Origin of the sequence: Ciceribacter lividus, from assembly GCF_003337715.1 — a bacterium.
Lineage (GTDB): Bacteria > Pseudomonadota > Alphaproteobacteria > Rhizobiales > Rhizobiaceae > Allorhizobium > Allorhizobium lividum.
The window spans coordinates 52,476-65,308 of the sequence record NZ_QPIX01000007.1 but is presented as its reverse complement, the minus strand read 5'-3'; the positions used below and the strand labels follow the sequence as shown (position 1 = coordinate 65,308).

Genomic DNA, 12,833 nt, shown 5'->3' with positions numbered 1-12,833 from the left:
TTTGAGTGAATTCGACGGAGGGGTCAAGTTTGTTCATTTCGGGCTAACGTGCGGGCCCGTATGTTCCGGAATCACATCGCATTCGCAAAGGGAGACGACATTGAAGCCATGGTCCCGGTGGGAAGCGTCCGGTCGGACGGCCGTGCCTGAATCCATTATGATCGCCGTCACGGCGATGATTTTCAGTTTGGGATGGTCGACGGACGCCCGGGCGAAGATGTGTGATGCGGCCTTCTACGAAAAGTTGAGAAGTGCGCCCAACGGCAAGGATGATCGGATCAATGTGGACTGCGACCTTCAACTGAGACCGGACGACGTGATTACCCGGAAGCTGGTGTTTGCCGGCGAGGCCGCTTCGGGGGTAAGCCTCGATTGTCAAGGAGCAACGCTCGGCAGTTCCAAGATGAAATACAGCGTAGGAGCGCCGACAGTCCTCGTCAGGTCTCAGAAGCTGCCCGGCGATTCCGGCTGGAGTGTTCCTCGAGACATACGCATCACGAACTGCAAAATCGTCGGAAACATACGTCTGACCGGTCTCGGCCCGAACGGCGAAGCAGAGGACGTACGAAAATCTTCCCTCAATCGCGATCACACCGCCAACGCGCAGCGGAACGCTCCCTCCGGCATCGAACTGACGAATATCTCCGTTGAAGCAGTCGGCACGATCCCCCTCTACTTCGGTCCCGGGGTGACGAAGTCGTCGCTGACGAACTCCACCATACGCGGGAAATCAGCGAAGACCGTGATCTACCTGGATGCGGAATCGGCCGAAAACGTCATTTCCGGCAATCGCTTCTCCATCAAGGCCGACCGCGAGATGATCGCCGTCGATGGCTCGGCGCGAAACGTCATCTCAGGCAACGTTTTTCGGAATCCCATGAAGGGCGGCATTTTCGTCTATCGCAACTGTGGAGAAGGGGGAACCATCCGACACCAGGAACCCAGATCCAACCGGATCAGCGACAATCGCTTCGTCTACCGTTCGAGCATCGTTGCCTATCCGGCAATCTGGCTCAATCACCGCGACGTCGGGAAATGGTACTGCAAGGTCGATCCGAGGTATCCCTTCGGCAGCAGCCTCGATCCCCGTGATCGGGCGATCGATAACGTCCTCGCCGGAAACCGCTTTGAAGGCGCCATATCCCCCATGGTGCTCAACACCGAGCGAAAATAGCGGCGTCCGGATTGGTACTGAGGTCAGAGGACCTCGGCCATTTCGGCAAGGATGGCACGTGCGGCCTCCTTCGGATCCGGCGCCTTGACGATCGGGCGGGCGACGACGAGATGGCTGGAACCCGCCTTCAGGGCGTCGGCGGGTGTCATGACCCGCTTCTGGTCACCGCGATCTGCACCGGCCGGCCGGATGCCCGGTGTGACGAGTGCCATGTCGGGACCAATGACCTTGCGAACGGCGCGCGCCTCTTCTGCCGAGCAGACGATGCCGCCCATGCCGGCCGCACGTGCCTGCTCGGCCCTGCGCAGGACGAGCGTGTGCGGATCGTATTCGTAGCCGGCCTCGATAAGATCGCCTTCGTCCATGGACGTCAGCACCGTGACCCCGAGCAGGCAGAGGCCGGAGCCCTTGGCGGCCTCGACCGCCGCACGCATCGCCTTCGGATAGGCGTGGAGCGTCAGCATCGACATGCCCATCTTCGCAATGTTCTCGACACCAGACGCGACCGTGTTGTCGATGTCGAGCAGCTTCATGTCGAGAAAGATCTTCTTGCCCGATGCGGCGAGATCGCGGGCAAATTCGAGTCCGCCGGCAAAGGCAAGCTGGTAACCGATCTTGTAGAAGAGAATGTCGTCCGAAAGCTTGTCGACGATCGTTTCGGCTTCACGCAGCGTCGGTACGTCCAGTCCGACGATGAGGCGTTCTCGTGCGGTCAAGGGCTCACTCCCGGCCAGTTTTCCATTGCCGTCCAGTCGCACGTGACGCGGCGATCCGCAAGGGAGAAGGCGAAAAGACCGCCCCCACCCGGTGGTTGGTCCTTGTTGCGAGCAATGGGTGTGCCGTCCAAATGGCATTTCAGCAGGGTGCCGACGCCGCCGTGGCCGACAAAGGCGATTGGGCTTTCCGGATCATGGCCGGCGAGCGTGGCCTCTACAGCGTTCACGATCCGCCGCTGGGCGTCAACTGCCTTTTCCCATCCTCGGAAGCTTTCGGTCGGGTGGGCGAAGAACCAGTCGGCTGCCTTTTCGAATTCCCGCGGGGGGAGAAAGCCAGTGGCCGACCGATCGTTTTCGTGCATCGCCTCGACCGTTTCATAACGGATGCCCGCGGCCTCCGCGAGGATCGCTGCCGTCTCCACAGCCTTCACCTCTGCGCTCGAAACGATGCGTTTGAGCTGTCGCGCCCAAGCGAGAGCCGAAGCGGCTCGCGCTCGCTGGACGCCGATGTCGGAAAGTCCCCAATGCGGGACGGGGATATCGGGAGCGATCCGCACCTGGGGGTGGGTGATGTAGAGTCCGAACATTGCCGGCTACGCCCGGCGATAAATCCAGAGCTGCGCCGGCGGGATGTTGCGGACGATGAAGTCGAAGTGCTGGATGTGATAGCTATGGGGCTTCGCAATGATCGGCGACACCGGTCCATAGGAAATCTGCACCACCGGGCGCCCGGGCGGCAGCCGGTCGAGAAGCGATTCCAGAAGGCGGATTCGATCCTGCATCGGGAAGTTCAGAAGCGGAACGGCAGAGACCACGGAATCGAACTTCTGACCCGCGAGCGCGCCGAGCGTGCGGTCGAGATCGAAGGCATCGCCGTGGATGAAGTTCACTGCCGGATAAGTGTCCTTGAGGTGATTGTAGAAGTCTTCGGAATATTCGACGGAGACGAGCCTTTCCGCCGGTACGCCGCGGGCGAGGATCGCCTTGGTGATGACCCCGGTGCCAGGGCCGAGTTCCAGGACCGGCAACCCGGAGTTCGGATTGACGATGCTCGCCATTTTCTTTGCAGTGATCGAGGAGGTCGGGACAATGGCGCCAACCAGTTTCGGCCCTTGCATCATGCCCTTGAAGAACCGGATCTCCTCGTCGAATTTCTTTTCGAACCGTTCCTTCAAACGTCGTACCATGGCCTAATCCTCACCAGCGACCGGATGCGTGCGGCGGCAGTTACGCAGCCGCTTCGGCTATGTTGCGCTGCTTTGTCGCAAAAACAAGACTAAATGGCGCACACAGAGCAGAAATCCAGTGGAATCGCCCAGACCCCTAGACGCGCATCGGCATCAGCACGTAGAGGGCGTCGTCGCCGGCCGTGTCGCGAACGAGCGTCGGCGATCCGGCGTCGGCGAGCATGAAGATCGCATCGTCGCCGGAAAGCTGCGCGGTGATGTCGAGCAAGTACTTGGCGTTGAAGCCGATCTCCATCGGGTCGTTTTCGTATCCGACCGCGACCTCTTCGGTCGCGCTGCCGGAGTCGGGATTGTTGACCGTCAGCATCAGGTGACCGTCGGAGAGCGCGAGTTTCACGGCACGCCCGCGTTCCGACGAGATGGTCGATACGCGGTCGACCGCCTGCGCAAAGGTCTGACAGTCGACGCGCATTTCCTTGTCGTTCGCTGTCGGAATGACGCGCTGATAATCGGGAAAGGTGCCGTCGATCAGCTTCGAGGTCATGACGATCGAGCCGATGGTGAAGCGAATCTTCGCATCCGAGACTTCAATCGTGACGACGAGATCGGGATTGTCGACCAGCTTCTGCAGTTCGCCGACGGTCTTGCGCGGGATGATGATCCCCGGCATGCCCTCCGAGCCGGCCGGTGCTTCCACGTCGGCACGCGCCAGCCGGTGTCCGTCAGTCGCCACCGCCCGGAGCTTCAACGCACCCGCACTCTCGATCGTGTGCAGGAAAATGCCGTTCAGGTAGTAGCGGGTCTCTTCCGTCGAGATCGCGAACTGCGTGCGATCGATCAGCATCTTGAGATCGGAGGCCTTCAGTTTGAAGGCGTGGCTGAAAGTGCCGGCGGTGAGGTCCGGGAAGTCGGATTCCGGCAGGCACTGCAGCGAAAACTTGGAGCGACCGGAGGCGACCGTCATCGAGGCGCCGTCCGGCGTCGTGGCCAGCAAGACCTCGGCCCCGTCCGGCAGCTTGCGGACGATTTCATAAAGGAGGTGGGCCGGCACGGTCGTCGCGCCTGCCTGCTCGACCATGGCAGGGGTTGCCTCGGTGATCTCGAGGTCCAGGTCGGTGGCCTTCATGTCGAGGCTGGCGCCCTCCGCCCGCAGCAACACATTCGACAGGATCGGGATGGTGTTGCGACGTTCGACCACGCGATGGACATGGTTCAGCGATTTGAGGAGGTTGGACCGTTCAAGAGTGATACGCATAGACTTTACCGCTTTCGACCTGTCGCCATCCGGGGAGCTGGGATGGCCGCAATATGACGCCGCGCTGTTCGTCGGCCCGAGAATGTGGACGCGCAAAATGGCAGCAAAAGGCGGTCGATTGCAAGAGGCATCGCGCGTGAGCGCGTGGATTGCGCACGACGGCCTTGTCGGAAGGCGGACGCTGAACCATAAAGGCCCTTGCCATCCCCGAAAGGACGCCCATCGTGACTGACATCCGGAAGAACGCCGAGGCGTCCCCGAAGACCTACCGCCTCTATGATACGGTGATCGCTGCGCGGCCGCTCGAACCTGCGCTCTATCTGGTCGCAACGCCGATCGGCAACCTCGGTGACATTACTCTGCGGGCGCTTGAGGTGCTTGCCGGCGCGGACGTGCTCGCTTGCGAAGACACGCGTGTGACCCGCGTTCTGCTGGATCGATACGGCATCCATAACCGGCCGATCGCCTACCACGAACACAATGCCGAGGTGGCGGGCCCGAAGCTGCTCGCCGCCCTGATGGAAGGAAGATCCGTAGCGCTGGTTTCCGATGCCGGCACGCCGCTGGTTTCAGATCCCGGCTACCGACTTGGGCGCATGGCGATCGAAGCCGGTTGCCGCGTAGTGCCGATTCCTGGTCCGTCGGCGCCGCTCGCCGCTCTCGTCGGTTCCGGCCTGCCGAATGACGCCTTCTTCTTCGCGGGGTTCCTGCCGACGAAGGACAAGGCGCGACGGAACCGGCTGGAGGAAGTGCGGCGGGTTCCCGGCACGCTGCTGTTCTTCGAGTCGCCGCATCGCATCGGAGACACGCTGGCCGCCGCCGCCGATGTACTCGGTGCTGCGCGTCCAGCTTGCGTATGCCGCGAATTGACCAAGACCTTCGAGGAATTCCGGCGCGGCACGCTCGCAGAGCTCGCGGCCTACTACGACGGCGACCGGGTCGTGAAGGGCGAAATCGTCTTGGTGATTGGCCCGCCCGCTCCCCCGGAGGCGCCGGCGCAGGACGACGTCGACACGCTCCTGAAGCGCCTTGCCGTCGATCTCCCCGCCGGCAAGGCGGCAACCGAGGCGGCAAGGCAGACGGGCCTGCTCCGCAAGGAGCTCTACCAGCGGATTCTCGAACTCAAGGATGAGAAATGAGTGACGGCCGGCCGGAGGAGAGAAAACCCGACGGTCGGCGGCTCAAGGCAGAACGACGCGGGCGCTTTTCCGAGTACGTTGCGGCGCTTTTTCTTCTTATCAAGGGGTACCGCATCGTCGCCTTGCGCTTTCGTACCCGCGCCGGAGAGATCGACATCATCGCGCGCAAGGGCGCACTTGCGGTCTTCGTGGAGGTGAAAGCCCGGCGACTGGAACGTAGCGCAGTCGATGCCGTAAGCTTCCATACCCAGAAGCGCATACGCGCGGCGAGCGCGATCTGGCTCTCGCGGCAACGGGACGCGGCGGAGTTGTCGCTCCGATATGACATTATCGCTGTCCGTCCCGCGCGCATTCCGCGACACTTCGAGGATGCTTTCTAATCATGCGTTGCCTGGAGCAAATCCTCCAAATTGTCACGGGAATGACATGGAAGTTTTAAGGTGGCGTCACAGAAGCCGAATATGCACTCCTCACCCCAATATTGGCGGAGAGGATCATTTCCATGTTCAAAAAGCTTTCACTGGCGACCGTCGCCCTGTCGATGACCGCCTCGACCTCGCTTGCCGCGACCAACATCACCTGGTGGCACGGTATGGGTGGCCGCAACGGCGAAGTCATCAACGAGGTGGCCCAGAAGTTCAACGAGGCTCAGAGCGAATGCGCGCTGACGCCGGTCTCCAAGGGTACCTACGAAGAAGCCCTGTCCGCCGGCATCGCGGCCTTCCGTTCCGGTGAGCAGCCGAACATCCTGCAGGTTTTCGATGCAGGCGCTGCCACCATCATCAACGCCAAGGGCGCTGTCGTTCCGGCCGAAGATCTGATCAAGAATGCCGGCTATGATTTCAATCGCGACGACTTCATCGAAGGCGTCCGCTATTTCTACGCCGACTCCACCGGCAAGTTCGTCGGCATGCCGTTCAACTCTTCGGCGCCGATCATGTACGTGAACACCGACGCCCTGACGAAGGTCGGTGTCGAAGCTCCGAAGACCTGGGAAGAGTTCGAAGCCATTGCTCCGAAGCTGAAAGAGGCCGGCTACATCCCGCTCGTCCAGTCGCAGCTCACCTGGGAATTCACTGAGAATTTCTTCTCACGCCATAACCTGCAATTCGCCTCGAACAACAACGGCTATGACAGCGTCACGGACACGACGATCAACGTCACCGATCCGAACCACGTCATGATGTATGAAAAGCTGAAGGCCTGGTACGACCAGGGACTGTTCGGCTATTACGGCGCCGGCTGGTCGGACAACCAGAAACCCTTCGAAGAAGGCAAGGTTGCGCTGTGGATCGGTTCCTCGGGTTCGTTCGGTGGCCTGCAGAAGACTGCGACCATGCCTTTCTCTGCAACCTTCCTGCCCTACTGGAAGTCGATCATTCCGGAAGGCGTTCACACCTTCATCGGCGGCGCCTCGCTGTTCGCCATGGCCGGCAAGCCGGAAGCCGAAAACAAGTGTGTCGCATCTTTCTTCCACTTCCTGACCTCGCCCGAGATTCAGAAGTTCTATCACCAGTCGACCGGCTACGTCGCCATCACCAAGGCAGCTTACGAGCTCGCCAAGAAGGAAGGCTACTACAACGAGAAGCCGGCCGCCGAAGTCGGTATTCAGCAGCTCTCGCTGCCGGGTGCCGAATGGGACAAGGGCTATCGCATGGGCTTCTATCCGCAGATCCGTACCGTGATGGAGCGCGAGTACAACCGCATCTTCTCCGGCGAAACCACGCCGAAGGACGCGATGGACGCCATCAAGAAGGAAGCCGACGAGCTGCTCGCCCGCTTCGCCAAGACCGCCGGCTGATTTCCGGAACCTGATGTGTTGAGCTCCCGGGGGTTTTCGCCCCCGGGGGTTGCTTTGAAAGGCACCCGATGAAGCGCGTCCAGTTTTCTTCGCGATTTCTGCCCTATCTGTTCCTGCTGCCGCAGTTCGCGATCATCGTGATTTTCTTCTACTGGCCGTCGGTCCAGGCAATCCGTTCTTCGTTCTTCATCGAGGATCCGTTCGGCTTCGGTGAGAGCTTCGTTGGCTTGAGCAACTACACCGACGCCCTGAGCTCGCCGGAATATCTCAAGATCGCCCGCTTCACGATCGCCTTCAGCCTGATCGTGACGTTCCTGACGTTGTCGCTCGGCTTGCTGCTGGCGCTGAAGGCCGATGCCGTCATCCGCGGCCAGTCTGCCTACAAGACGCTGCTGATTGTCGTCTACGCCATTGCCCCGCCGGTCGCGGGCCTGATCGGCATGATGTTCTTCGACCAGCATATCGGCCCCTTCGTGCACTTCGTCGCACTGTTCGGGTGGGACATGAAGGTCGGCATCAACTACTTCGACACGGCATTCGCCATGGTGGCGGTCGCCGTCTGGAACCAGATCCCCTACAATTTCATCTTCTTCCTGTCCGGCCTGCAGGGCATTCCCGCTTCCATCCGTGAGGCGGCGGCGATCGACTGCAAGTCCGGTACGCGGCGATTCTGGACGGTCATCCTGCCGCTGCTGACCCCGACGGCCTTCTTCCTACTGGTCATCGACATGACCTATTCGCTGTTCGACACCTTCGGCGTGATCGACGTGATCGTGAAGGACAAGGCGGCCAACAACCCGATCACGCTGGTCTACAAGGTCTATCTCGACGGCTTCCGCGGCAATGACCTCGGTTCGTCCTCGGCCCAGTCGGTGATCCTGATGGTGGTAGTGCTGGTGCTGACTTTGATCCAGTTCCGCTTCATCGAACGCCGCGTTCACTACGGTTGAGGAGGGGCGCATGTACCGAACCAAGTTCTTCGACCACCTGATCCTGATCGTCGGGGTCGTCCTGATGCTGGGGCCGCTGGCGGTCGCCTTCACCACCTCCACGCACAGCGCTGCGGAAATTCACTCCAAGGGTCTGATGTTGGCGATCGGCGACCAGTTCGACGAAACCTATAGCAAGGTGCTGTTCCATGGCGGCGGCTTTACAGGCCAGGTCACCGGCCTGACCATGGCGTGGAACTCGCTGATCCTCGGCGTCGGCTTTGCCGTCGGCAAGATCGTGCTCTCGATGATGGCGGCCTATGCCATCGTCTATTTTCGCTTCCGTCTCGCGACCCTGGCCTTCTGGCTGATCTTCACGACGCTGCTCCTGCCGCTCGAGGTGCGCATCATGCCGTCCTACCAGGTCATGAGCGAGCTCGGGCTGTTGAACACCCATACCGGGCTCATCCTGCCGCTGCTCGCGTCGGCGACCGGAACCTTCTTCTTCCGGCAGTTCTTCAAGTCCGTGCCGGAGGAGTTGCTCGAGGCTGCGCGCATAGATGGCGCGGGACCGATCAAGTTCTTCATCGACGTTCTGGTGCCGTTGTCGCGCACCATGATCGCGGCGGTCTTCATCATCATGTTCGTTTACGGTTGGAACCAGTATCTCTGGCCGTTGCTGATGACGACGGACGAGAGCTTCTACACCCTGATGCGCGGCATCAAGCAGATCCTTCAGGTCTGGGTCGGCTCGCAGATTCCCGATTACAACGAGGCATTCGCCATGGCCGTTCTCGCCATGCTGCCGCCCGTGATCGTCGTCGTGATCTTCCAGAGCTGGTTCATCAAGGGCCTGACGGAAACCGACAAGTAGGAAAGGCTGAGCTCATGGCTTCCATTCACATCGACCAGGTTTCGAAGATTTATGACGGCGGCGTGCATGCCGTGAAGGCGATCGACATCGAGATCGGCGACGGCGAGTTCATCGTGCTGGTCGGGCCTTCCGGTTGCGGCAAGTCCACCTTGCTGCGCATGGTCGCGGGACTGGAAACCATCTCGGAAGGCACAGTCCGCATCGATGACCACATCGTCAATCAGATGGAGCCTGCGGACCGCGACATCGCCATGGTATTCCAGAACTACGCGCTCTATCCGCACATGACGGTCTACGACAATCTCGCCTATGGCCTGAAGAACCGCAAGACGCCGAAGGCGGAGATCGAGGCGCGTGTCGCGGAAGCCGCCCGCATGCTGGAGATCGAGCCCTATCTCAAGCGCAAGCCCAGGGCGCTCTCGGGCGGCCAGCGCCAGCGTGTCGCCATGGGCCGCGCCATCGTCCGCAAGCCGGCAGCCTTTCTCTTCGATGAGCCGCTTTCGAATCTCGATGCGAAACTGCGCGTGACCATGCGCGGCGAGATTCGCCGACTGCAGCGGCGTCTCGGCACCACGGCGCTCTACGTGACGCACGACCAGTTGGAAGCGATGACACTTGCCGATCGCCTCGTGGTCCTGAACGCCGGCCGGATCGAGCAGATCGGCACGCCGCTGGAGGTCTATCGCAATCCCGCCTCAACCTTCGTCGCGAGCTTCATAGGTTCGCCTGCGATGAACCTCGTCAAGGGCGTGCTCGATGGCGACCGCCTGCGGATCGGCGAAACAAGCATTGCGACTGGGCGACATGCAGCCGCTTCCGGGCCGGTGACCGTCGGCGTGCGTGCCGAGGACCTTGTCGTCGCCGCGGAAGGTACGCCATCGTTGCCGTTCACCGTCGATTACATCGAGGAGCTCGGCGCACACCGCCTTGTTCACGGGTTTGTCGCCGGCCAGCCGTTGACGGTCACCCTCGATCTCGAAACAGAGATCGCATCGGACATGCGGGTGACGGCACCTGCCGAACGGCTGCATTTCTTCGCGGCCGATACAGGCCGACGGATCGAGCCTTTCGCAGAGGTGCCGCCGGTCGCGTCCACCAATGCAGTGCGGCACGGCGTCCTTTCAGCTTGATTAGACGCTTCCGACCGGGAGACCAGTCTCCGGGAAAGGTCGAAATCGCCGGTTGCAGACAATTTTAGCGAGCGCGCTAATCGTGCTCTTACGCCTGCCTGCTACTTCCTCACGAAACCAACGTTTTCGAGGGATGGAACATGGCTCTGAAGCTTCTTCTCGTCAGCATGTCAGGTGCGCTCGCCACACTGCCGAAGGAACAGCAGCTCGGAGAGAAGCCGCCTGTGGTTGCGGCGAACAGTGGCATGTTGGCGCTGAGGCCTGCTCCGATCAATCCGGACTGGATCATTCGCGGAACGCCCGTCGCGCGCGTCGGGGATCACTCGACGAGTACGGACGAGGCGAGCTCGACGGCCGTCTGGGATTGCACCGCCGGCGAGTTCCGCTGGTACTTCGGCTGGGACGAGACTGTGGTGATCCAGGAGGGCGAGGTTCATGTCACGGCGGAAGACGGCAGCGAAAGAGTACTGAAGGCCGGTGACATTGCCTATTTCCGCGGCGGCACCTGGGCGACCTGGCGGATCGACAATTACGTCCGCAAGATCGCCTTCCTGCGCAAGCCGTTTCCGGAACCGCTCGCGACCCTCTACAGGATTCGCAACGCACTGCGCTCTCCGTCTGGTCGGGGCTTTTTCGGCTGAACCGAGGTTCAGAAAATTAGGACGCCGCGACGTTGCCATCGCGGCGGCGGCGACCTACATCTGACCTGCTTTCAACGAGGGGCAGGCAATGGCGAAGATCACCAATATCGCGGTCCAGATGGACCATGTGTCCGGCATCGGAATTGCAGGCGACTCCACCTTCGCGATGAGCCTCGAGGCGCAGGCGCGTGGCTATCGTCTGTTTCATTACACGCCCGACCGGCTGACCATGCGTGACGGGCGGGTTTTTGCGACCGTCGAGCCGATGGAACTGCGTGACGTCAAGGGCGACCACTTCACGCTTGGAGCGCCCGAGCGCGTCGACCTCGCCACGATGGATGTCGTCCTGCTGCGGCAGGACCCGCCGTTCGACATGGCCTACATCACCTCGACCCATCTTCTCGAACGGATTCATCCGAAGACGTTGGTCGTGAACGATCCGGCCTGGGTCCGTAATTCGCCGGAGAAGATATTCGTCACCGAGTTTGCCGACCTGATGCCGCCGACGCTGATCACCCGTGACAACGACGAGATCGCGCGCTTCCGTGAGGAAATGGGCGATATCATCTTGAAGCCGCTCTATGGCAATGGTGGCGCCGGTGTCTTCCATACCGCCCGCGATGACCGAAACTTCTCCTCGCTGCTGGAAATGTTCCATCAGGTCTTCCGTGAGCCATTTATCGCGCAGGCTTATCTGCCGGACGTCCGCAAGGGCGACAAGCGCATCATCCTCGTCGACGGAGAGCCGGTGGGCGCGATCAACCGCGTGCCGGCCGAGACCGATAGCCGCTCCAACATGCATGTCGGTGGACGTGCCGAGGCGACGGAACTGACGGCGCGGGAGAAGGAAATCTGCGCCCGTATCGGTCCGGCGTTGAGAGAGCGCGGTTTCCTCCTCGTCGGCATCGACGTGATCGGCGACTACATGACGGAGATCAACGTCACGTCGCCGACCGGCCTCCGTGAAGTGAAGCGTTTCGGTGGCGCTGACATTGCCGCCCTGCTGTGGGACGCAATCGAGAGAAGGCGCGCCTGAGACTGCCGGGCGGCGTTGCTGCCCACGGCGTACGATATATGTTCTCGGATACAACCAGAACAAAACCTATGCGGGAATATTGCGCACATCTGTTCCGCAAATGTTCTTGTCATTGCCCGAAATCCGTGTCAGTGTTCGATCGGCAGCGCGCGGAAGATGTATTTTCCCGCCATGCCAGGGGGCAGATCGAGGGGGCGGGCGATGGTTGCGCGTGTCAGTACGGTTGCATTTCAGGGCATCGAAGGGGTTCCTGTCGACGTTCAGGTGATGGTCGCGCCGGGCAAGATCGGCATGCAGATCGTCGGCCTGCCGGACAAGGCGGTTGCCGAGAGCCGCGAACGGGTGCAAGCGGCCTTGCATGCCTCGGGGCTCGCCTTGCCGCCCAAGCGGGTAACCGTCAATCTTGCACCGGCCGACCTGCCTAAGGAAGGTTCGCATTTCGATCTTCCCATTGCGCTCGGCCTTATGGCGGCACTCGGCGCCATTCCCGGTGATGCGCTTTCGGATTACGTGGTCATCGGCGAACTCAATCTCGACGGAACAATTGCCCCGATTGCCGGTGCGCTGCCGGCGGCGATCGGCGCCAATGCGCTTGGCAAAGGCCTCATCTGCCCCGCCGACAGCGGACCCGAGGCGGCTTGGGCTGGGGCGGAGATTGACATTCTGGCGCCGCGTAGCCTGATTGCGCTCGCCAATCACTTTCGGGGAACCCAGGTGCTCTCGCGACCCGAGCCGGCCGTTCGTGCGCTTTCCGCCAATCTGCCAGATCTCGCCGACATTCGCGGTCAGGAGAGCGCGAAGCGTGCTCTCGAAGTGGCGGCAGCCGGCGGCCACAACCTCCTCATGTTGTGCTACATTAATCGAACAAATGCCACCTCCCGAAGCGGACACCAATAGAGCCCAACGGTGGCAAGCCGATTGATCCTCAAGCGGTCCCGGGAAGTGTGAATT

General features: G+C 61.3%; 13 protein-coding genes and 1 pseudogene. 10 read left to right on the top strand and 4 right to left on the bottom strand.

The genetic code is table 11. The features are described from left to right. The first annotated feature begins 157 nt into the window (after positions 1 to 157). Entirely contained in the window at positions 158 to 1,174 is a 1,017-nt protein-coding gene (locus DFR48_RS13305) for a right-handed parallel beta-helix repeat-containing protein (protein WP_114363643.1), read from the top strand. Positions 1,175 to 1,197: 23 nt separating this feature from the next. Here the strand turns inward: DFR48_RS13305 and pyrF are convergent, their stop codons facing one another. The 4 genes from pyrF to dnaN form a co-directional block, all read right to left on the bottom strand. Next, positions 1,198 to 1,890 (bottom strand): orotidine-5'-phosphate decarboxylase, encoded by a 693-nt coding sequence (gene pyrF, locus DFR48_RS13300; RefSeq protein WP_114363642.1) that lies wholly within the window; start codon positions 1,888 to 1,890, stop codon positions 1,198 to 1,200. After that, on the bottom strand, positions 1,887 to 2,477 hold the full coding sequence (locus DFR48_RS13295) for a histidine phosphatase family protein (protein ID WP_114363641.1): 591 nt from the start codon (positions 2,475 to 2,477) through the stop codon (positions 1,887 to 1,889). Before DFR48_RS13295 ends, pyrF begins: the two co-directional genes overlap by 4 nt. A gap of 6 nt (positions 2,478 to 2,483) precedes the next feature. After that, entirely contained in the window at positions 2,484 to 3,077 is a 594-nt protein-coding gene (pmtA, locus tag DFR48_RS13290; RefSeq protein WP_114363640.1) for a phospholipid N-methyltransferase PmtA, read from the bottom strand. A gap of 136 nt (positions 3,078 to 3,213) precedes the next feature. Next, on the bottom strand, positions 3,214 to 4,332 hold the full coding sequence (dnaN, locus tag DFR48_RS13285) for a DNA polymerase III subunit beta (RefSeq protein WP_114363639.1): 1,119 nt from the start codon (positions 4,330 to 4,332) through the stop codon (positions 3,214 to 3,216). A gap of 233 nt (positions 4,333 to 4,565) precedes the next feature. On the opposite strand from dnaN, the gene rsmI reads away from it, so the two are divergent. The 9 genes and pseudogenes from rsmI to DFR48_RS13240 form a co-directional block, all read left to right on the top strand. Further along, complete coding sequence (gene rsmI, locus DFR48_RS13280; protein ID WP_114363849.1) at positions 4,566 to 5,471, top strand: 16S rRNA (cytidine(1402)-2'-O)-methyltransferase; 906 nt, start codon at positions 4,566 to 4,568, stop codon at positions 5,469 to 5,471. Further along, positions 5,468 to 5,851 carry a YraN family protein gene (locus DFR48_RS13275; RefSeq protein ID WP_114363638.1) on the top strand — a complete coding sequence of 128 codons (384 nt, stop codon included), beginning with the start codon at positions 5,468 to 5,470 and terminating at the stop codon, positions 5,849 to 5,851. The genes rsmI and DFR48_RS13275 overlap by 4 nt, the downstream gene beginning before the upstream one ends. Positions 5,852 to 5,973: 122 nt before the next feature. After that, positions 5,974 to 7,272 (top strand): extracellular solute-binding protein, encoded by a 1,299-nt coding sequence (locus DFR48_RS13270; protein ID WP_114363637.1) that lies wholly within the window; start codon positions 5,974 to 5,976, stop codon positions 7,270 to 7,272. 68 nt (positions 7,273 to 7,340) lie between these two features. Then, entirely contained in the window at positions 7,341 to 8,222 is an 882-nt protein-coding gene (locus tag DFR48_RS13265; protein WP_114363636.1) for an ABC transporter permease subunit, read from the top strand. A 10-nt stretch (positions 8,223 to 8,232) separates the two neighbouring features. Further along, positions 8,233 to 9,075, top strand: a complete 843-nt coding sequence (gene ugpE, locus DFR48_RS13260; RefSeq protein WP_114363635.1) for a sn-glycerol-3-phosphate ABC transporter permease UgpE — start codon at positions 8,233 to 8,235, stop codon at positions 9,073 to 9,075. 14 nt (positions 9,076 to 9,089) lie between these two features. After that, the gene (locus tag DFR48_RS13255) at positions 9,090 to 10,205 is read left to right on the top strand and encodes a sn-glycerol-3-phosphate import ATP-binding protein UgpC (RefSeq protein ID WP_114363634.1); all 1,116 of its coding nucleotides are present in this window, start codon (positions 9,090 to 9,092) and stop codon (positions 10,203 to 10,205) included. Between the two features lie 140 nt (positions 10,206 to 10,345). Beyond that, the gene (locus DFR48_RS13250) at positions 10,346 to 10,846 is read left to right on the top strand and encodes a cupin domain-containing protein (protein ID WP_114363633.1); all 501 of its coding nucleotides are present in this window, start codon (positions 10,346 to 10,348) and stop codon (positions 10,844 to 10,846) included. An 88-nt stretch (positions 10,847 to 10,934) separates the two neighbouring features. After that, complete coding sequence (gene gshB / locus DFR48_RS13245; protein ID WP_114363632.1) at positions 10,935 to 11,882, top strand: glutathione synthase; 948 nt, start codon at positions 10,935 to 10,937, stop codon at positions 11,880 to 11,882. Positions 11,883 to 12,083: 201 nt separating this feature from the next. After that, positions 12,084 to 12,731 (top strand): annotated as a pseudogene (locus DFR48_RS13240) (magnesium chelatase domain-containing protein); the annotation flags it as partial. Between the last annotated feature and the right edge of the window lie 102 nt (positions 12,732 to 12,833).